Origin of the sequence: Listeria kieliensis, assembly GCF_003369925.1 — a bacterium.
In the GTDB taxonomy this organism is placed as follows: domain Bacteria; phylum Bacillota; class Bacilli; order Lactobacillales; family Listeriaceae; genus Listeria; species Listeria kieliensis_A.
Genome location: NZ_LARY01000002.1, coordinates 961,192 through 982,393 on the forward strand (window position 1 = coordinate 961,192; position 21,202 = coordinate 982,393).

Here is a 21,202-nt window from a genome sequence, read left to right on the forward strand (position 1 = left end):
TTCAAATTATTGTTCATAAATAAAACTAGCACTTAAATTATCTAGTCTTTTTATCAAACATGTATAATCACTCTCTGAATCACAAGTTTTATTAACTTCAAAGGAACTTTCTTGAATATTAGAAGATGCTACATAGGCCTGATTTATTTCTACTTTGAGTTTCAATCCGCAATCCTTAAAATCGGGAATAAACCTGAGTACACCATTTTTTTTGTACGCACAATAATTGAGCGCAATTTTATTGGGCTTACGAATTTCTCTAAAGCAAATGGGAGATGCATCTTTTTTATTTAATTTAATAGACCAGTATTTATCAAAGATGTTAAAATCATAAGCTTCCTGAATTAAAGAGCCTATTTTCCCACCAAATCGACAGGCAGCTTCACAAAAAATTACACTATCCCCTTTGAGAAACCATTCCATATGAAATGGAAATACCTCATCACATTTGTTAAATGTTTTTAATATAGTAACTGTGTTTTCAAAAAGTGTCTTTTGTATCCTTTCTTCCAAATATAAATCGCGTGTTCTTGTTATATGGCGCTTACTTTTTTGAAATGTCTCAAGAATCGGTTCATCATATTGATGTACAAAGAATTCTACTATGTCTGGCCCCTTGCAAATCCCATCTGTTGTAAACATAGTCTTGTATTCTACCACCTGCTCCAAAAGATATGCTTCTTCCTCCATCTCCATATACTCAATTTCATCTTTATTTTCTATGAACTTAATTCCTTGAGCACTATCTTTAGATAAGGGCTTAAGAACCATTCTATCCTCTTTTTTTTCAAATATTTCGTATATCATTTTTTTATTTTTAACTAAATAAAAATCTGGCTGATTAACTTTATCTTTAAGCAGTGACCTCATGTAATATTTATTACGATATAAAGTTGCATTTGTAAGTCCTTGGGCTGCTTTATCCATTCCATAATAGTCGTTTAATAATCCTCCGAATTCAATATCTGGCTCACTCAGCACAATAAATTCACTAACTATATACATAGATAAAAGCTGCTGAATTATTGAAATTATTGAATTGTAATTAAAATATTGATCATATATAACTTTATCTTGATTATAATTAATATAATACTCTTTCATAGCGAGAGGAACTATAATGAATGTACTTTCACCCAAATTATTTGGGTCAAGACCAATAGATCCGGGGGGATAGGCGTATATAATAAGTTTAATGCTATTTTTCATAATATTCCCCCCCTAATGGTATTCCATGTTTTTGACAATAATCAATTGCAGATCTACTAAACCCAATCTCCTCTATTCCCATTTTAATAATATCACTTGAATGTATAATTTTATCTGGTTTCACCAATTTTATAGGTCTGTTAAGTAGTAATTCAAAAATCCCTATCTTTTTTATATCAAATTGAGAGTCTGTATCTATCGCAAATACCACATCATATACATTTTTTGGGAACATTTCGTTAAATTTCTCTGGATATAATTCAGGTCTGTTAATTTTTATAATACTACAATTTTCTAAAAAATTTTTTTCGTCGAGTATTAATTCCATTAAATTCATTCTATGTTGTATTTTATTCAAAGGTTTGATGTAGTTTCTATCGCATTCTTTAATAAAATTAGCGAACAAGTTATCCTCTACCGTAATAGGATTATTTTCAATTACTCCGATACTAACTTTACTCCACTCTAATAAAATTGATTGAATGAAACTCTCATGACCTCTTGAAAATGTGTTAAATCTGCCAAAAGTAACTGCTTTTCTCTCCATCTAATCTCCTCCTGTTTATAGATCTCTGAAACAATATCTCATAGCCCTCGATTTTGCATACATTTTTTCTTTATCATCTTTAAGGAAAAATTCTTCAGGAATACCAAATCTATCATGTAGTACCTCCTCCTCATATTTATCATATTTTCCAGCTTTTAGTTCTTTTTCAAGTTTTAGTATCCATCTAATTTGAATATCTATTTCATTCATTAGTAACTGTATATGGTCCGTATTAAAATGTACATCGTCCAATGCCAAGAGGTTTTGATAATACTCTTTATAGTGGAAATCAGAGCAATTAAAAAAAATAAACTTTGCCAATCCTTTTATTTTTCTTTTTAACTCACTATTAACTCCTTTATTGCCAATCATTATATTCTGCTCAAAAATAGTCAAAATGGTAATGGTATCGTTAATTATTCTGTGAATTTGATAATCTTTTAACATTTTTATTGATGAATAGAATGGACTGTATTTATTTTGTTCATAAATATATCTTTTTCCTTCATTAATAAAGCCAATTCTTTCCAAGTACATAATACTATCCAACTGAGACTCTACACCCACTAAATTGACTATTACAAAATTGATAATTGCAACTTCTTGATCGAAATAACGATAGAAAATTTTAAGATAGTAATGGTTTCCATTCAATGGTAAAGTTGCATTAAATTCACAATCCTCACTCAGAAAGTATCTCTTTATGTTCAAGTCTTTAACAATATCTGTCACTGCGCTATGTGCTCTAACTACTAAATTCTGATTAGACAGTTTGTAGGTTTTACAAAAGACATCCAAGATTGATTTAATAAATTTACTTTGATTTTCAATATGATAATTTTGAATAGTGCAAGTTTCTTGATAGTTAATTGCTAAGGGATTTGTTAAATCTAACTTATTGACATATCTAATGCACCTTTGAAATTTTATACTCTTATTATCCTTTTCCAAGAAATTTAGCTCTGTGTCCAGAAAAGGTGAGTAAGTAAAATAACTACTAGAACCACTTATACGAACAATTTTGGATTCTTCTAATTCTTCATTTACCAAATTCTCATCAAAGAATCGTTCTCGTAACTTACTTTTCATAAACCTCACCCTTTTCTGACAATTTAAATATGTAGCTAACCAAATCGCTTATGACAGTCAAATTTTTATCTGTAAATTGAATGTTTGGTAAGTCTACTGTGTTTTTTGATAATATAGCAAAAGGAACTTTCTCTCGTGTGTGGAAAGAACCATTAACTGAGGGATCATTTCCGTGGTCAGCTGTTATCAACAGCACATCTTCTTGTCCTAGTTGTTCAATCGTTGTGGCTACTTTATTTGCTATTATTTGATATTCAAATCTAGATTTAGTTATACTTTGTTGATGACCAAATAAATCAATTTTTTGAACATTAGTCCAAATGAATTCTTGATTCTTATCTCTTCTTCGAAGATTATTTTGCAATGCGTCAAAAATCTTCTCTGTTTCAATACCATCATAAACTTCGGAGACGCTTGTGGCATCATAATGAAACATCTTTGCAACCTTTCCAATAAGTTCAATCCGATTTATTTTAGGGCTATCACTCAAGATGTCTAATAAATGAGGCTTTAATCGTTTATTTCCAAAATGTTGAACTTTATATAAATCATTATATATTTGTAGTGGGGGGATTTTTAAAAAAGTATGAACTGATCCATCGATATTTTTGCGTTTTTCTAAACCATCAGTATACAATTGTCTCAAATTGATATCATTTCCATACATCATAATCACTCGTACACAATTCGTCATTTCAAGTATTTCCTTTGAAATCTGAGTAAGCAAATCAACACATATATCCGATTTCATAGCAAGTACATTGATATTTAGACCGGGAGAACATTCTGCATTATTGCCGATTACAATTTTATTATCGATGTATAAAAATCCATCTTCATATTTACTAGCCCCATACTTACTCAGAACTTTTTGCAATTTAGCGACTTCGTCTTCAAGATATACCTCTTTAATCTCAGCAGTGTTACCGATCATTTCCAAATGACCTAAAAATGAATCTGGCACTGAAGATTCTGGTATTAAATTGTAAGCAAAAAATGTATGCAATCCGAACTTTTTTGAGACTGTTTCTACTATCTCTTCATTCCCTACCTTTTCTATGGAATAGTCAAGAATTTGTGATAAAAATAATTCACGAAGTTCTTTCTTTTCTCCAGTAATTGTTCGATATGTATTCCCATTTTCTAGTTGACCTACCCCAAGAGCGTCTAAAACTAATAAAATAACTTTCATAATCAACCTGCTTTCTTATGTCTGTTTTGAAATCATTAATAAAAGTTTCAGTACATTTAGATCTCTATCTAATAAATACTTGCCCATCATAATTTTTTAAATCTGTAAAAAAATCTTCGTGTTGTTTATTAACTAACGGTGGCATCTTATTTTCTTTAAAGTATTTAAGGCCTAATGTTTCTTCATCTTGTGTAGATAACTTTCCACTAAGATGCTCCAGTTCAAAAAAATAGGAAAGGGGTTGGACTTTGTCACCATTTGGATAACTGTCTTCGTATTTGGAATATATACCGATTAAGGATTTCATCTTAATTTGAAGCCCCGTCTCTTCCAAAATTTCCCTTACAAGAGCTTCCTCAATGGATTCTCCTAATTCAATAGCTCCACCTGGAAACCCCCAAACATTCTTATCCTTTCTTTTTTGGAGTAAAATTTCTCCTTCGCTATTTTTAATACATCCTCCTACAAAATTTAAAATAATTTTTTCATTTCCTACTTTTTTTCTTATCTCTCTTATGTAGTCCATGTTTTCACCCACCTTTAATCTAAATTCCACATACTTTTCAAATTTTATGCACACATTATACCACAAACATGCTCTCATAATTGTGACAAAAATGTGAATCTTTCGTTTATAAACATATTTTCGGATTTGTAGACAAATTTTAAAGACAGCAAAATAGAAGAGATCAAGCATATCGTTCAGATATTGTAGCGCGCCTCTAAAGCCAGACTAAAAAACCTAACTTTAGGGGCACGCTACATAACGTATGGATTTTTCATCGACCTAAAAAAAGTTCTTGCTCTGTAATGCATTACAGAGTTTATAGTGAAACTAGAGACAAGATAGGAGGAGAAAAAGACATGAAAAAACAAGATTTACGCTTCCCTGACGGTTTTTTGTGGGGTGGAGCAGTTGCAGCAAACCAGTGTGAAGGCGCTTACCAAGAAGATGGGAAAGGACTGTCTCTCGTTGATTTACTTCCAGCAGCCGAAGGAGGTCGTTGGGACGCGCTTCAAGACCCTAAAAAAGCCATGGAAACCAAGTATGACTATTATCCAAGTCATGAATCCATTGATTTTTACCATCGCTATAAAGAAGATATTAAACTATTTGCGGAAATGGGCTTCAAATGCTTTCGCTTATCGATCAGCTGGCCACGAATCTATCCAAATGGCGATGAAACCATGCCAAATGAAAAAGGCCTTGAATTTTATGATAACGTATTCGCAGAATGCTTAAAATACGGCATTGAACCCGTTGTAACCATCAATCATTTCGATACACCTGTCGGCTTGATGAAAGACTATAACGGTTGGGCTAACCGCAAAACGATTGATTTCTATCTTAACTTCTGCGAAACCATCTTCAAACGCTATAAAAATCAAGTCAAATATTGGATGACCTTCAACGAAATCAACATGATTTTGCATATTCCAATGTTCGGTGGCGGTATGGATATAACGGGCGTAGAAAACCCAGAAGAACTAAAATACCAAGCGATCCATCATCAACTAGTAGCATCCGCGCGGGCAACTAAACTTGCGCATGAAATCAATCCAGATAACCAAATCGGATGCATGCTTGCGGCCGGTTCCACCTATCCAAATACCCCAAATCCAAAAGACGTTTTTGCGGCGCTTGAAGCGGACCGGGAAGGCTATTTCTTTGTGGATGTGCAGGCGCGTGGATACTATCCAAGTTACAGCAAGCGCCTTTTCAAGGAAAAAAATATCAATTTGAACATCGCTGACGGTGATTTAGAGGTGCTTCGTGACCATACAGTGGACTATGTAGCGTTTAGCTATTACTCATCAAAATTAACAAGCGCTGACCCCGAAGTTCTTGATAAAACAGAGGGAAATGTCTTTGCAACGCTTAAAAATCCATATTTGGAGGCAAGCGAGTGGGGCTGGCAAATTGACCCAGTCGGGCTTCGGATTACGATGAATGAAATCTATGATCGCTATCAAAAACCGCTGTTTATCGTGGAAAATGGCCTTGGTGCCGTTGATAAAGTGGAAGCGGACGTTTCGATCAATGATGATTACCGGATTGATTATTTGCGGGAACACGTGCGTGAGATGCGCGAGGCAATGGAAGATGGCGTTGAACTGATCGGCTACACACCTTGGGGCTGTATTGACCTTGTGAGCGCCGGAACGGGTGAAATGAAGAAACGTTACGGATTCATCTACGTTGATCGCGATAACGAGGGGCACGGAACGCTCAATCGTTCGAAGAAAAAGTCATTTGATTGGTACAAAAAAGTGATTGCTTCGAATGGAACAGATTTAGACTAAAAGTTGAAAGCTTCTTTTGCTGATGCAAGAATCGGCAAGAGAGGCTTTTTCATTTTATATCTATCAATGATTTAACTCTAAGGAAAAAAATTTAAAAATAGCCTTGAAAGCGTTTTATACATGTGGTATAGTTGGATTATCAAAAAGGATTGTTACCAATTTTGGGCAAAACCTAAACTGATTTGTAGGAATTTTTGTGTCGCTTTCTGGCGCACGTTCCTCGAATGAGTTTAGGTTTTTCTTTTGCCCAAAAATAAGAAAGGATGATTTGAGAGATGAAAAAGTATGAAGCACTCGCAAAGGACATCTTGGAAAATGTCGGAGGCGTCGAAAACATCAATAGCGTGTTTCATTGTGTGACGCGGCTGAGATTTAAACTTAAAGATGAGAAAATTGCCAATACTGAAAAAATTAAAGCTTTGGATGGCGTTGTTTCCGTCGTACAAAGTGGCGGCCAGTATCAAGTAGTTATTGGAAACAATGTTCCAGATGTCTATAGCACATTTATTGAAGTAGCCGGCATTAATCCAGAGGGAGCTGGTGAAGAAAAAGCAACTGGAAATATTTTTAACCGGTTCATTGACTTTATTTCCGGTGTATTTACGCCCGTTCTTGGTGTTTTAGCCGCAACTGGGATGATTAAAGGCTTTGCTGCGATGTTCCTTGCGTTTGGATGGGTGACGGAACAGTCTGGTACTTACCAATTGCTTTATGCTGTAGGGGACAGCTTGTTCAACTTCTTCCCGATCTTCCTCGGTTATACAGCAAGTAAAAAATTCGGTTCGAACATCTTTATTGGGATGGCTATCGGGGCGTCGATGGTTTACCCGACACTTGCAGGAATTATGGCAGGAAAACCGCTATATACACTCTTTGAAGGCACAGTTATTGCTTCACCGATTCATGTGACTTTCCTTGGAATCCCTGTCATTTTGATGAGCTACGCTTCTTCCGTAATCCCAATTTTGATTGCGATTTGGTTTAGCTCCAAAGTTGAAAACTGGATGAAAAAAATCATTCCAGATGTAGTGAAAACTTTCTTAGTTCCATTTTTCACCCTTTTGATTGTTGTTCCGCTAACTTTCTTAGTCATCGGTCCAATTGCAACTTGGGCAGGACAATTGCTCGGCGCAGCAACCATCTGGGTTTACAATTTGAGTCCAATCGTAGCCGGCCTTTTACTTGGTGGCTTCTGGCAAGTCTTTGTTATCTTCGGCTTGCACTGGGGACTTATCCCGATCGCAATGAACAACTTGGCTCAAATGCACTTTGACCCAATCTTGGCGATGAGTTTCGCGGCATCCTTCGCTCAAATCGGTGCGGTACTCGCAGTCATGATCAAATCGAAAAACGAAAAACTCAAATCTCTTAGCGTTCCTGCCTTCATCTCGGGTATTTTTGGTGTAACAGAACCCGCGATTTACGGTGTTACGCTTCCGCTCAAAAAACCGTTCATCATGAGCTGTATCGGTGGTGCCGTTGGTGGCGCAATCATTGGCGGTGCGCACGTAAAATCTTATATCATGGGTGGTCTTGGCATTTTCGGTATTCCAAACTTCTTCAAACCAGGTGAATCAATTGGTTTCAGCGTGCTAATGGTGATTATCGCGATCGTTGTAGCATTTATCATCGGTGCTGTGTTAACTTTGATTTTCGGATTTAAAGACCCAGCGAGCGCAAAAGCAGAAACAGAAGCAGGAAACCGTGAAACAGAAACCCTGATTGAGCGAGAAATTTTGGTAAGCCCTATGGAAGGTGAAGTAATCACTTTGGCTGAAGTGCCAGACGAAGCCTTTGCATCTGGTGCGCTTGGAAAAGGAACAGCCATCAAACCGCAAGAAGGCAAAGTATATGCTCCAGCAAGTGGTGTGGCGACAACCGTTTTCCCAACTGGGCATGCAATCGGCATAAAAACAGATGATGGCGCAGAAGTGCTCATCCATATTGGATTAAATACCGTTCAACTAAACGGTGAACATTTTACGACACATATTAAGCAAGGCGACCGCGTTGAAGCAGGCGAATTACTATCAGAATTTGACATCGAAAAAATCACAGCGGCTGGCTATGACGTAACAACACCAGTGATTATAACGAATTCAGATAAGTATTTGGATATTTTAGTCGTAGATGACCAAACCGTGAAAGTAGGCGACAGACTGATTACGCTGGTTATTTAAAGGAGCTTGCAAAATGAAAAAGCAAATAGGGAAGATTGGGATCCTTTGTATGGCAGTATTGCTCATTTTAGCTGGTTGTGGTTCAGGACAGGGAGCTAAAGATGCAAATGGTTCCAAAAAAACCGAGCAAGATGTTGTGATCTACGTGACACGTCATGGCAAAACAATGCTGAATCAGGAAAAACGCGTTCAAGGCTTTGCAGATTCACCGCTCGTTGATTCTGGAACGGAAGTTGCGAAACAACTTGGAAAAGGCTTGAAGGGAACCCATTTTGATGCAGTTTATTCAAGTGACTCTGGTAGAGCGCGCGAAACAGCGGATGCCATTTTAGAAACGCAGGGACAAAAGCATTTAAAATTACATGAAAGCAAGAAGCTACGCGAAGTTTGCTTTGGTAAATATGAAGGCGATTTGGATGCGAATATGTGGGGCGACATTGCCAAGCAGCTTGGTTATCCAGATCAGCCAACGCTTATGAAAGCTATTTCGGCGCAGAGAGTAACTATTGAGCAGAGTCTCGAGAAATTACAAAAGTTAGATGATACAGGCATGGCAGAAACTTATCCAGCTGTTCGAAATAGGATGCAACAAGAACTTACAAAAGTAGCCAAAAAACAAGCCGATCAAGGTGGCGGCAATGTGTTGCTAGTAAGTCATGGAATGGCCATCGGTGCTTTGATTTCTAACTTGACAGATGATTATCATGGTGAACCTTTTGAAAATGCAAGTGTCACAAAAATTCGTTATAAACATGGAAAATTTCATGTTGAGAGTATTAATGATATGAGCTATGTCGAAAAAGGCACATCCAAAGACTAGAGGAGGCAACAGAATGAAAATAATCGTGGAACAAGACTATGATGCGATGAGCAAAACCACAGAACAAATCTTGCTAGGGGAAATGCTACAAGAAAAAAGAGTCAACCTTGCCATTACAGCTGGAAGCACACCTGTTAAAATGTATCAATACTTGGCGGAAACTGTGCGTGACAAACCGCATTTCAACAATGTTCACTATTACAATTTTGATGAAATCCCTGTTAAAGGTGCAGAATTTGGCGTCACCATGTCCAATTTAAATCAGTTATACTTTTCGCCAGCTAAAATCAACCAAGCCAACATCCACATTCTTGACGAAAAAAATTATAAAGATCAAGATGCGCGAATCGCAGCAGATGGCGGATTAGACTTGATTTTACTGGGCATCGGCGAAGACGGTCATTTTTGTGGCAACCTTCCAGGAACTACTCGATTTGAGTGTTTAACATCACGTGTGGAAAGTGACGCAACACCCGGTATGCGCGAAGTGATGATCAGTGAAGTCGGCGGAGACGAATCCAAATGCCCAGATTATTATGTAACAATGGGGCCGAAAAGCGTTATGCAAAGCAGACGAATTGTGTTGTTTGCAAACGGACAGAAAAAAGCAACAACCATCCGAAAAGCTCTTTTTGGACCAGTCACGAACGAACACCCCTCTTCCATTTTACAAATGCACCCCAACTTGACCGTTGTGCTAGACGAAGAGGCAGCAAGCGAAATCCAAGCTTTTCTTGACTAAACTGTGAAAATGTAGGCGTTTTATTGTTTTCTTGCAGGAGAGGTGGTAACATAGAATAAAAGCACAAAAAAGGAGAGTTATTTATGAAATTAGAAGGATTACTTGGCTTTTTGGGGTCAGCGCTCGCCATTGCTTTTAGTTTAATGGTACTTACTATCCCTGGCATTTCACAAGCTTTAGAAGAAGAATCGTTTTTCTTCTACCTACTAACAGCTGGTACGCTTATTCTTTCTATTCTTGGTCTTGTTGGCTCGTTCGTTGTAGCTCACAAACCACGCATGGGGGCAGTTTTCATGATCGCAGCGGCGATTGGCGGAACAATGTCTGTTTCAGTAATGTTCCTAATCCCAATCATGCTTCTAGGCCTAGGTGGCTTAATTGCTTTAGTTAACCAAGAAGAAATCGCGCTTGATGGGGAATAAAACAAAAGAGAGGCACGCCGTCTCGGCGTGCCTCTCTTTTTATGCAAAAAAATAACGTCTTGTGCCTGTAAGACGTTATTTTTCCTTCGAATGAATTTCATACAGTAAAATCCTGTGTCACTATCATACCACGTTTTGACGCAAAATAATGTGGCAATTTATTGACAATTGTAAAAAACTATATCTTTATCGTTTATTAAAATTTCGTTAAATCACACTTAAGAATGATAAATTTTGGAAAAAGCTATGTTAAAATGGACACAACACATGAAAAGGAAGTGAAGGCTTGGTAGATTTTATCTCTTGGTTAATTAGTTTTATCTTGCATATTGACCAGCATTTAGTAGAAATTATTAATACATTTGGCATTTGGACATATATTATTTTGTTTATTATTGTCTTTGTTGAAACGGGACTTGTTATTTTCCCATTTTTACCGGGAGATTCATTGCTGTTCGCGGCAGGGGCGCTCGCGGTCCTAGACGGTTCCATTTTGAAAATCGTCCCGCTTGTCATCGTTCTCTGGCTAGCAGCAGTACTTGGCGACACCGTCAACTATCATATCGGTAAAAAAATCGGAACGAGCATTCCTGAGGATAGCTGGTTTGGTAAAATCATTAACCGAGAAAAAATGGAAAAAGCCGAAGCATTCTTCAACAAACATGGCGGAAAAACGATTTTCATTGCACGTTTTATGCCATTTATCCGCACCTTCGCGCCGTTTGTAGCTGGGGCAAGCCGAATGAACTATCGCTATTTCCTCAACTACAACATTTTAGGCGCAACCGTTTGGGTACTTCTTTGCACACTTGGCGGCTATTTCTTTGGGAATATTCCCATTGTCAAAGAAAATTTCTCAATTGTTGTGATCGGGATTATCATCGTATCGCTCATCCCGATGTTTGTTTCTTTCTTGCGCGCAAAGCTTGCGAAGAAAGGAACCAAGTAAAAATAACCATTCGAAAAAGCACGTTCCAATGATGGAACGTGCTTTTCTTGTATCTGATTTCACTTGATAGTTATTATAATTTAATAAGTACTTTAATTAACGGTTGACATTGCTTTCTAAATTCATGATAATAAAGAAGTAAAGGGTTACTTTGCATCCTATAGATAACATGAAGGAGGAATTTTTAAATGTCATTAATTGGAAAAGAAGTTGAAGAATTCACAGCGAAAGCTTACCACAAGGGTGAATTCATTGATGTATCTTCAGAAGATTTAAAAGGAAAATGGAGCGTAGTTTGTTTCTATCCAGCTGATTTTTCATTTGTTTGCCCGACAGAACTTGGGGATTTACAAGATCAATATGAAACACTTCAATCGTTAGGTGTTGAAGTTTATTCTGTATCAACTGATACGCACTTCACACATAAAGCTTGGCACGATTCCTCAGATGTCATTAATAAAATTAATTACATTATGGTAGGAGACCCATCGCATAAGATTTCGCAAATTTTTGATGTGTTAGATGAAGAAGAAGGACTATCTAATCGTGGAACATTCATCATCGATCCAGATGGCATTGTTCAAACAGTTGAAATCAATGCAGATGGAATCGGACGTGATGCAAGTACATTAATTGATAAAGTAAAAGCTGCTCAATATGTTCGTAAACATCCTGGTGAAGTTTGCCCTGCAAAATGGAAAGAAGGGGAAGAAACTTTAACGCCAAGTCTTGACCTAGTAGGAAAAATTTAAGGAGCGCAAAAGATATGTTGGATGCAGAAATTAAAAAACAACTAGCTGGGTATCTAGAGCTCCTAGAAGGCGATTTAGTTTTACGCGTCGGCTTGGATTCTAGTGAAAACTCGAAAAAGCTATCCGATTTCGTCGAAGAAATCACAGCAATGTCTCCTAAAATTACAATGACTGAAGGCGCATTTAGCCGCAAGCCAAGTTTTAGCGTAGACCAAAAAGATCAGGAATCAGGAATTGTCTTTTCAGGCATTCCACTTGGTCACGAATTCACATCACTTGTACTCGCTTTGCTCCAAGTCAGTGGACGCGCACCAAAAGTTTCTGAGAAAGTAATCAAACAAATTCAGTCAATTAAAGAAGAACTTCATTTTGAAACCTATGTCAGTTTATCTTGCCATAACTGTCCAGATGTTGTTCAAGCTTTAAATATTATGAGCGTACTTAACCCGTCCATTTCACACACTATGATTGAAGGTGGCATGTTCCAATCTGAAATCGAAGCCAAAAATGTAATGGGCGTCCCAACAGTTTTTCTTAACGGAGAAGAATTTAGCAACGGTCGAATGACGATCGAACAAATTCTTGAAAAAATCGTAGGAACAGTTGATATTTCTGAATTTGAAAACAAAGATCCTTATGATGTTCTTGTTGTAGGTGGTGGGCCTGCCGGAGCAAGTGCAGCGATTTATGCGGCACGTAAGGGAATCAGAACGGGCATCGTTGCCGAAACTTTCGGGGGACAAGTTCTAGAAACTTTAGGAATTGAGAACGTGATTGGTACGAAGTATATCGAAGGTCCTGAACTCATGCGAACAGTTGAAGAGCATGTAAATGAATACGACGTAGATATAATGAAAACCGTTCGTGCAGCGAAACTCGAGAAAAAGGATCTAGCTGAATTGACGCTAAACAATGGGGCCGTGTTAAAAAGTAAAACCGTTATTCTTTCAACCGGAGCAAGATGGCGCAATATCAACGTTCCAGGCGAGAAAGAATTCAAAAACAAAGGCGTAGCTTATTGCCCACACTGCGATGGACCACTTTTTGCAGGAAAAAATGTGGCCGTAGTAGGCGGCGGGAATTCCGGAATTGAGGCAGCAATTGATCTTGCTGGGCTCGTCAAGCATGTCACAGTTCTTGAGTTCATGTCGGAATTAAAAGCCGATAAAATTTTACAAGAACGACTTCACTCCCTTCCAAACGTCACTGTACTTACCAATGTTCAAACAAAGGAAATTACAGGTACTGAAAAAGTAAATGGACTTACTTACGTTGATCGTGAAACGAATGAAGAAGTTCATCTTGATCTTGAAGGCGTATTTATTTTAATCGGTCTTGTACCAAACACAGAATGGCTTGAAGGCACTGTAGAGCGCGCTAAAACAGGAGAAATTATTGTTGATAAACGCGGTGCGACAAATGTTCCAGGTGTTTTTGCTGCCGGAGATTGCACAGATAGCGCCTATAAGCAAATTATCATTTCAATGGGTTCAGGTGCAACAGCAAGTTTGGGTGCATTTGACTATTTGATTCGAAATTAAAAATTCTTGAAAAGCCGAAAGGAGTTGCTCCTTTCGGCTTTTTGTTTGGAAATAAATTCCGTTTCTATATCTCGAAATGAAGCAATGGGTTTATTTTTAGCGTTTGTAAAACTTAAATGGAGTTTTAAATCTTTTTGCATCAAGTTGGTGAATTCTTTTGAAGTGAATGAGGTGCGATTTAAGGGAACTATAAAAGAAACCTCGAGGAAGTGTTTGTCAGTATAGCGAATGTTTTGAGCAGTAATAGGTATGGAAGCTTCTTTTAATGTACTGAGTGCATAAATGTCTTGTGGCAAATCTATCTTCATCCCGAAATGTTCTACATCAGCCATCTGTCTGTAAAGATTAGGACTAAAAGAAAGCGGGATATTAACATGAAGCTGATTATTTTCTAAATCAATAGAAGCGGGACTAATGCTAACATGGCTTGTTGAAAGCATATTTTTAAGCTGATCAATGGAAATGACTGTATAAGGCTTCCGAATAACAGCTTCTTCCCTCTTTTGTAAACAAAGAGCACCGATAAAGAAAAGAAGTAAAAATAAAATAGCTAATAAGTACAAATTTTTCAAAAGTATAGACCTCCAAAAAAGATAAGCTGTTTTCAAATTCTAACATAATCTGAATTTTGTTGCAGGAGAAGACTTTGCGGTTTTTTGTTGCTATTCAATTGTAAGACAATTAAACATATAAAGTTAAACATTGACAAGTCTAAGGTATAAAAGCGAAAAAATTCTAATTATAAATTTTTTGTATAAAACCCTTAATTTATATACAACGATATGCAAAAAACTGTCACAAAAAGTTCACAAATCGCAGTAGAATAGTTTGGATTATTAAAAAACGAATAGCGTTTGAAACGAAGATATTTAAGAAAATGTTTGAAGCAAGTCTTGTCCTGTGGTATAATTTGTTATTGTGAGTAATTATAAATTATTCCTTGCTCGTTCTTATCGTGTAGGAGTGATGAACTTTGAAACGATGGGGATGCGATTTTTCGCGTCAGAGCCGCTAAGACCACAAGGAGGTGTAAAGTAGATGGCTAAAAATTACGAGATTAACTACATCATTCGTCCGAATATCGAGGAAGATGAGAAAAAAGCGTTGGTAGAACGTTTTGACGGAATCTTAACTTCGAATGGGGCTGAGATCATCGAATCAAAAGAATGGGGTAAACGTCGCTTGGCTTATGAAATCCAAGACTTCCATGATGGAATTTACCACATTGTGAAAATCTCTGCTGAAAATGCAGATGGAATCAATGAATTCGATCGTATCGCTAAAATCACGGATGATATTATTCGTCATATCATCGTTAAAGAAGAAGAATAAGACTTATTTTCGAAGGGTTTTTCCCTTTGATTCGACTAAACGAGAGGAGGTTGGTTCTGTATGATGAATCGTGTGGTGTTAGTAGGCCGTTTAACCAGAGACCCTGAACTTCGTTATACTCCAGCAGGTGTTGCTGTTGCGACATTTACACTCGCTGTTAACCGTACATTTACGAATCAGCAAGGAGAGCGGGAGGCCGATTTCATTAACTGCGTAGTTTGGCGAAAACCAGCTGAAAACGTAGCGAATTTCCTGAAAAAAGGAAGTTTAGCAGGCGTTGATGGTCGAGTTCAAACTCGGAATTATGAAGGTCAAGATGGAAAACGTGTCTATGTAACAGAAGTGGTTGCTGAAAGTGTTCAATTCCTAGAGCCTAAAAACGCGACGCATAATGGCGGTGGCGGAAATGGTGGCTACCAAGGAAATTCCGGTGGCGGATATAGCAATAATAACGCTGGCGGTGGATACAATCAGAACCAGCAATCTTCATCTCAAAGTTATGATCGCGCAAATAATGATCCATTCGCAAGTGATGGGAAACCTATCGACATCTCGGATGACGATCTTCCATTCTAATGTTGAAAAGGAACAAAAATGCGCAAGTAGATTTTATTGAGAGATAGGAGGAGAAAAACATGGCTGGAGGACGCAGAGGCGGACGTCGTCGTAAAAAGGTTTGTTATTTTACGGCTAACGGAATCACACACATCGACTATAAAGATGTTGAATTACTAAAAAAATTCGTTTCAGAACGTGGTAAAATTTTACCTCGTCGTGTAACAGGTACAAGTGCGAAATATCAACGTAAATTAACAGTTGCTATTAAACGTGCTCGTCAAATGGCATTACTTCCATTTGTTGCGGAAGAAAAATAAGCATACAAGTCAAACTGGCTTTGGATTTATAGAAAATCCAAAGCCGGTTTTTTTATTTTAGAAGGTAAATCTATTTGTATTTTAACTTAAAGATTGAAAATCCTATGTAAAAAATCGAAAAAAATGCCATTTTTTGGTCATTCGCGACCTAAAATAGACATTTCATTACATTTTTGGTTATAATCGCTTATTTCGTTGTAAAATAGAGATGGAGGTGAAAAATTTGAGCAGTTTAGTGAACAAAGTTCCTCTAACAGAAAGAATTGCGGAGAAGCTCATCTCAAAAGAACGTTTTCAAGAAGATGAAGAAAGCTACGAAAAAGTAAAATACGGAATGGAAGTTATTTTAATTAATACGATGAAAATCGGTTTAGTTTACTTAGTTTCCCTTCTCATGGGCGTGTTTTTTGAAACGCTGATTGTTCATTTTTCTTTTTTAATTGTGCGGCGTTATTCATTTGGGCTACACGCGCTCAAAAGTTTAAACTGTACGTTAATTAGTTTGTTAGTTTTCGTAGCTGGTCCGTTCTTTTTAAGAGATGTTTCATCTTCAAATTTGTTTGTGTTAATTATCTTTGCGATTATTGTGCTTAATATATTTTTATATGCGCCAGCAGATACCGAGAGCCTGCCTCTTTTAGGTGCTGAAAATCGTAAGATGTTAAGAAATAAAGCAGTTTTATGTACTTTGTTATTAATGGGGGTTACGCTTTTTATTCCGTTTTCGGAAATAAAAACACTGATTTTATTTGGTGCATTTTACCAAATGGTGTGTATTCACCCGTTAACTTATAAACTACTTAAGAGGAGGAGAAACAGTTATGAGATTTATGAATGATAAAACAATGCAATTTTTAGGAAGAAAGCTTGAAGACAAGGCGTTGAAAATTGCGAATAATTCAATGAAGAAATCTTGTGTAGGACTTTCTTATGAACCAAAAAGTCCTTTTGTGAAGAAAATGGAACAAGAAAGCAAATAAGTAAGTGAATTTATCTATGTCAATAAATAAAAGTGTGATAAAATATGTTGTAAGATGATGCGATCACATCGTGGAGGATATACATGGATCAAACGATAATTTTGCTTATAACTATTTTAATTCAAACTGTTGGTTTGTTTATTGTTGTAGAAATTCTATCTGGTTGGGTATTAAAATGGAAAGAGGGAGCGGTTACATTGGTGTTTGCCATTGCTACCATCCCTCTATTTCCTGTGATTACTTATTGGCTAAACTTAGTAATTATTTTTATCTTTATGATAGCTTTATTATACAAAAAGCAAACTATCTTTATTTCAATTATTGTTCCAGCGCTAACTTTTATACTTTTAATTGTAAGTGATTATATATTTAGCAATATTTTTGTTCCGGTTTTTAAAATACCTATTTCCGAAATATATCAAGGGCTTGGAAGTGCAGCTAGCTATGCCACAAGCATGATGATAATTGCTTGTCTGTTCGCATATATTATCAAAAAATTTGTAGACAAGTGGGATCTTTATACTTATATTAATCAGAAAAAATATGGTTTTATTACTGTGGCAATTACTTTGCTTACCCTATTGATTTATCACCTAAATATTTTCTTCAGTGCCGCAGATGGTTTTGTCCAAGAGGTTGTTCGTTTAAACACCATCATTTTTCTAGCTTATTTTGCAATTTTGATAGGTATGTTGTATCTGGTGCTTCAATCTGCTGTGCAAGAAATTAAAATGAAAAACCAACAAGAACAATTCGCGCAACTGCAAGAGTATACGTCAACGCTTGAAGAGTTGCATAATGAAATGCGCGTTTTTAGGCACGACTACATTAACATTTTATCCAGTATGGCTGGCTATATTGATGAAAACGATATGGAAGGCTTAAAAAAGTATTTCGAGAAAAACATTGTACCAATCAACCAACAAATCGAAACGAATGATTACCGGATTTCTACTTTGCAAAATATTCATGTCACAGAACTAAAAGGTTTACTTGCGATCAAATTGATTCGGGCGCAAGAACTGAATATTGATGTCAGTGTAGAAGTGACAGAAGAAATCAATTCGATTAATATGCCAAGTGTCGATCTTTGTAAGGCGGCTGGAATTTTGTTAGATAATGCGGTGGAAGCTGCACTTGGAAGTGAAAGACCAATTATCCGAATCGCGATTTTTAAAAGAGAAGAAGCGACAACCATGCTATTTGCGAATAGTGTGCCAAAGGATATGCCACCAGTTTATAAGATTTTTGAAGATGGCTTTTCAACGAAAGGGACAAATCGTGGGATTGGATTGTCCAGTTTGAGAGATACATTGCAAGAATATCCAAATGTTACTTTGGATACGAAGTTGGATGAAGATAAACAAGAGTTTATTCAGGAACTAGAAATCATGTAGAAAAGCGGGGATTATTATGCTTCCGATTTTTGTTTGCGAAGATAATAAGATTCAACGGGAAAGGCTTGTCGGCTATATTAACGATGCGATCATGTTTGAACATTATGATATGGAAATCGTGAAAGTATCGGGAAATCCAGATGAAATTTTGGAGGTTGTTCAACAGCAAAATGGGCTTGGGCTTTATTTTCTTGATATTGATTTGAACCATCCAGAATTTAATGGATTTGAGCTTGCTAAAGAAATTCGCAAGTTTGACCCGCGCGGTTTTATTGTTTTCTTTACGACGCACGCCGAAATGACTTATTTGACTTTTACGTATAAAATTGAAGCAATGGATTACATTGTGAAGGATAATCTTTCGGATGTGAAAGAGCGTGTCCGTGCTTGTTTGGCAAGCGTTCAAGAAAGAATGACGGATGACCCGGATACGAGTAGTTACTTCACATACCATATTTCAGATAAGAAAGTGATTCATGAAAAAATAGACGATATTCTCTTTTTTGAAACGTCACCTAAAATTCACAGGATTGTGATGCATAGCAAGAACCGGCAAGTGGAGTTTTATGCGAAAATGAAACAAATCGAAAATAGCTTGGGGGAACCGTTTTATAGATGTCATCGGTCGTTCCTTGTTAATAAAAATAATATTAGCGAAGTGGATACGAAAACGGGAACGATTACGATGGTAAATGGTGAAGAATGTATTGCATCGAATAAATTAATCAAGGGACTTCAGCTGTAGCAAAGAGCCGCATCTATTTATTTAAATAGAACCGGCTCTTTTTACATTATTTGAATCTTGAGGAGAGAAAAGGTAAAATGGTAAGATGAGTAACTGTATTTTTGGACTGGATGAAAGGACTTCATTAACGAACAGGGAGCTGAATGGAACATGCAGAGCTTTTTTGAAAAAAGAATGCTTAAATATCCATTATATGGCTTAATTGCCGCGACCATTATTCTGTGTGTCATCACCTTTTTTTATGCTTGGTGGCTCTCCATTGTTATTTTTGTAGCAGGTATTGTGCTGATTACAGCGATGTTTTACTTTGAACACCGCTTGAACCAGGATGTGCAGAATTATGTTTCTAATTTGACCTACCGGATTAAGCGCAGTGAGGAAGATGCGCTTGTTGAGATGCCGATGGGGATTATGCTGTATGATGAAAATTATAATATCCAATGGGTTAATCCGTTCATGACGAAGTATTTTGATAATAAAAGTGTTATCGGCGATTCTCTCGAGGAAGTGGGGCCGGAATTTCTTTCTGTCATTAAAGAAGAAGGAACGGAAGGAATTCAGACGATCAGTTGGAAAGACCGACGCTTTGATACCATTATTAAACGAGAAGAACGGATTCTTTATCTTTATGACCGAACGGATTACTATGAACTCAACACCAAATATCGTGAAGAAAAAGCTGTATTTGCGATTATTTTTCTGGATAACTACGACGAATGGGCGCAGGGGATGGATGACCGGCGCAGAAGCGGGTTGAATAGCCTTGTCACAACGATGTTAACGAACTGGGCGCAAGAAAGGCGGATTTACCTTAAGCGAATTAATGCCGATCGGTTCATCGCTTTCTTGAACGAGGAGAAGCTTGACAAATTAGAAGAAGAAAAATTTCAAATTCTTGACCGCATCCGTGAGCGAACTTCGAAACAAAACATCCCACTGACACTTAGTATCGGAATCGGGCACAAAGAGGAAGACTTGATCGACTTGGCGGACCTTGCGCAATCGAGTTTGGACTTAGCGCTTGGACGAGGTGGCGACCAGGTGGTTATCAAGGAACCAGAAGGCCACGTGCGCTTCTACGGCGGTAAGACCAATCCGATGGAAAAACGGACTCGGGTTCGGGCGCGAGTGATTTCGCAAGCGCTTCAAGAGCTGATTAGCCAAAGCGATCAGGTTTTCGTGATGGGGCACCGTTTTCCGGATATGGATGTGATCGGGTCAAGCCTTGGCGTGATGCGGATTGCTGAAATGAATGACCGTAACGCGTATGTGGTTGTGGAGCCGGGTAAGATGAGCCCGGATGTGGAGCGGCTGATGAGCGAAATTGAAGAGTATCCGAATGTGATTAAAAATATTGTGACGCCGCAAGTGGCAAATGAAAATATTACCAACAAAAGTTTGCTCGTGATTGTCGATACGCATAAGCCTTCGATGGTTATCAATCAGGAATTGCTTGAATCGGCTTCTAATGTGGTCGTAATAGATCATCACAGACGTTCTGAGGAATTTATCGAGAATCCTGTGTTAGTTTATATTGAACCGTACGCTTCTTCGACAGCGGAGCTTGTAACGGAACTGTTTGAATATCAGCCAGATCTCGAACAAGTCGGGAAAATCGAAGCTACTGCACTCTTATCGGGAATTGTTGTGGATACGAAGAATTTCACGCTACGAACGGGGTCAAGGACGTTTGATGCGGCTAGTTATTTGCGCTCGCTTGGGGCGGACACGGTGCTCGTGCAAAATTTCCTTAAGGAAGATTTGGCAACCTTTACGCAGCGAAGCAGTCTAGTTGAAGCGCTTGAGATTTATCATGATGGGATGGCAATTGCTAAGGGTGCTGAAGATGAAGTTTATGGCACGGTGATTGCTGCTCAAGCGGCGGATACGATGCTTTCGATGGAAGGCGTTGAGGCGTCGTTTGTTGTGACGCTTAGACCGGACAAGATGATTGGAATTAGCGCCAGATCGCTTGGTGAAATTAATGTTCAGGTGATTATGGAAAAACTTGGCGGTGGTGGACATTTATCAAATGCCGCTACGCAGCTGAAAGGTGTTACAATTGAAGAGGCTACAAAAGAATTGATTGCAGCGATTGATGCTTATTGGAAAGGAGAGACTTAAGG

Annotated in this window: 22 protein-coding genes; 16 read left to right on the forward strand and 6 right to left on the reverse strand. The window is 37.5% G+C overall.

Annotated features, from left to right (window positions below):
- Positions 1-6: 6 nt before the first annotated feature.
- The 5 genes from UR08_RS10490 to UR08_RS10510 all read right to left on the reverse strand — a co-directional run bounded on the left by UR08_RS10490 (position 7) and on the right by UR08_RS10510 (position 4,563).
- The gene (locus tag UR08_RS10490; RefSeq protein ID WP_115753583.1) at positions 7-1,209 is read right to left on the reverse strand and encodes an ATP-grasp domain-containing protein; all 1,203 of its coding nucleotides are present in this window, start codon (positions 1,207-1,209) and stop codon (positions 7-9) included.
- The gene (locus tag UR08_RS10495; protein WP_115753584.1) at positions 1,199-1,756 is read right to left on the reverse strand and encodes a hypothetical protein; all 558 of its coding nucleotides are present in this window, start codon (positions 1,754-1,756) and stop codon (positions 1,199-1,201) included. The genes UR08_RS10490 and UR08_RS10495 overlap by 11 nt, the downstream gene beginning before the upstream one ends.
- 15 nt (positions 1,757-1,771) lie before the next feature.
- Positions 1,772-2,845, reverse strand: coding sequence for a hypothetical protein (locus UR08_RS10500; protein WP_115753585.1), 1,074 nt, complete (start codon positions 2,843-2,845; stop codon positions 1,772-1,774).
- Positions 2,835-4,037, reverse strand: coding sequence for an alkaline phosphatase family protein (locus UR08_RS10505; protein WP_115753586.1), 1,203 nt, complete (start codon positions 4,035-4,037; stop codon positions 2,835-2,837). The genes UR08_RS10500 and UR08_RS10505 overlap by 11 nt, the downstream gene beginning before the upstream one ends.
- Positions 4,038-4,101: 64 nt before the next feature.
- Entirely contained in the window at positions 4,102-4,563 is a 462-nt protein-coding gene (locus UR08_RS10510) for an NUDIX hydrolase (protein WP_115753587.1), read from the reverse strand.
- 338 nt (positions 4,564-4,901) lie between these two features.
- Here UR08_RS10510 and UR08_RS10515 point away from each other — a divergent pair, with 338 nt between their 5' ends.
- The 8 genes from UR08_RS10515 (at position 4,902) to ahpF (ending at position 13,747) form a co-directional block, all read left to right on the forward strand.
- Positions 4,902-6,341 (forward strand): 6-phospho-beta-glucosidase, encoded by a 1,440-nt coding sequence (locus UR08_RS10515; protein ID WP_115753588.1) that lies wholly within the window; start codon positions 4,902-4,904, stop codon positions 6,339-6,341.
- 275 nt (positions 6,342-6,616) lie between these two features.
- Complete coding sequence (locus UR08_RS10520) at positions 6,617-8,521, forward strand: beta-glucoside-specific PTS transporter subunit IIABC (RefSeq protein WP_115753589.1); 1,905 nt, start codon at positions 6,617-6,619, stop codon at positions 8,519-8,521.
- A 13-nt stretch (positions 8,522-8,534) separates the two neighbouring features.
- Positions 8,535-9,341 (forward strand): histidine phosphatase family protein, encoded by an 807-nt coding sequence (locus UR08_RS10525; protein ID WP_115753590.1) that lies wholly within the window; start codon positions 8,535-8,537, stop codon positions 9,339-9,341.
- Between the two features lie 13 nt (positions 9,342-9,354).
- Positions 9,355-10,083: a glucosamine-6-phosphate deaminase gene (locus UR08_RS10530; protein ID WP_115753591.1), complete on the forward strand. Its 729-nt coding sequence runs from the start codon at positions 9,355-9,357 to the stop codon at positions 10,081-10,083.
- An 83-nt stretch (positions 10,084-10,166) separates the two neighbouring features.
- Positions 10,167-10,505, forward strand: coding sequence for a DUF4064 domain-containing protein (locus UR08_RS10535; RefSeq protein ID WP_115753592.1), 339 nt, complete (start codon positions 10,167-10,169; stop codon positions 10,503-10,505).
- Positions 10,506-10,791: 286 nt separating this feature from the next.
- Entirely contained in the window at positions 10,792-11,454 is a 663-nt protein-coding gene (locus tag UR08_RS10540; protein WP_115753593.1) for a DedA family protein, read from the forward strand.
- 188 nt (positions 11,455-11,642) lie between these two features.
- Positions 11,643-12,206, forward strand: coding sequence for an alkyl hydroperoxide reductase subunit C (gene ahpC, locus UR08_RS10545; RefSeq protein ID WP_115753594.1), 564 nt, complete (start codon positions 11,643-11,645; stop codon positions 12,204-12,206).
- A gap of 14 nt (positions 12,207-12,220) precedes the next feature.
- Positions 12,221-13,747: an alkyl hydroperoxide reductase subunit F gene (gene ahpF, locus UR08_RS10550; RefSeq protein WP_115753595.1), complete on the forward strand. Its 1,527-nt coding sequence runs from the start codon at positions 12,221-12,223 to the stop codon at positions 13,745-13,747.
- Here ahpF and UR08_RS10555 read toward each other — a convergent pair.
- On the reverse strand, positions 13,744-14,355 hold the full coding sequence (locus tag UR08_RS10555; protein ID WP_133296348.1) for a hypothetical protein: 612 nt from the start codon (positions 14,353-14,355) through the stop codon (positions 13,744-13,746). The genes ahpF and UR08_RS10555 overlap by 4 nt on opposite strands.
- Before the next feature lie 430 nt (positions 14,356-14,785).
- On the opposite strand from UR08_RS10555, the gene rpsF reads away from it, so the two are divergent.
- The 8 genes from rpsF (at position 14,786) to UR08_RS10595 (ending at position 21,200) form a co-directional block, all read left to right on the forward strand.
- Entirely contained in the window at positions 14,786-15,079 is a 294-nt protein-coding gene (gene rpsF / locus UR08_RS10560; protein ID WP_115753597.1) for a 30S ribosomal protein S6, read from the forward strand.
- Between the two features lie 60 nt (positions 15,080-15,139).
- A complete protein-coding gene (gene ssb, locus UR08_RS10565) occupies positions 15,140-15,655 on the forward strand; it encodes a single-stranded DNA-binding protein (protein WP_115753598.1) in 516 nt (171 codons plus the stop codon).
- A 59-nt stretch (positions 15,656-15,714) separates the two neighbouring features.
- Positions 15,715-15,954, forward strand: coding sequence for a 30S ribosomal protein S18 (gene rpsR, locus UR08_RS10570; protein WP_036073876.1), 240 nt, complete (start codon positions 15,715-15,717; stop codon positions 15,952-15,954).
- A 223-nt stretch (positions 15,955-16,177) separates the two neighbouring features.
- Positions 16,178-16,792 (forward strand): accessory gene regulator B family protein, encoded by a 615-nt coding sequence (locus UR08_RS10575; RefSeq protein ID WP_115753599.1) that lies wholly within the window; start codon positions 16,178-16,180, stop codon positions 16,790-16,792.
- A complete protein-coding gene (locus tag UR08_RS10580) occupies positions 16,776-16,934 on the forward strand; it encodes a cyclic lactone autoinducer peptide (protein ID WP_115753600.1) in 159 nt (52 codons plus the stop codon). Before UR08_RS10575 ends, UR08_RS10580 begins: the two co-directional genes overlap by 17 nt.
- A gap of 83 nt (positions 16,935-17,017) precedes the next feature.
- Positions 17,018-18,331, forward strand: a complete 1,314-nt coding sequence (locus tag UR08_RS10585; protein ID WP_115753601.1) for a sensor histidine kinase — start codon at positions 17,018-17,020, stop codon at positions 18,329-18,331.
- Between the two features lie 16 nt (positions 18,332-18,347).
- Positions 18,348-19,076, forward strand: a complete 729-nt coding sequence (locus UR08_RS10590; RefSeq protein ID WP_115753602.1) for a LytR/AlgR family response regulator transcription factor — start codon at positions 18,348-18,350, stop codon at positions 19,074-19,076.
- A gap of 150 nt (positions 19,077-19,226) precedes the next feature.
- Positions 19,227-21,200: a DHH family phosphoesterase gene (locus UR08_RS10595; protein WP_115753603.1), complete on the forward strand. Its 1,974-nt coding sequence runs from the start codon at positions 19,227-19,229 to the stop codon at positions 21,198-21,200.
- Positions 21,201-21,202 lie beyond the last annotated feature (2 nt).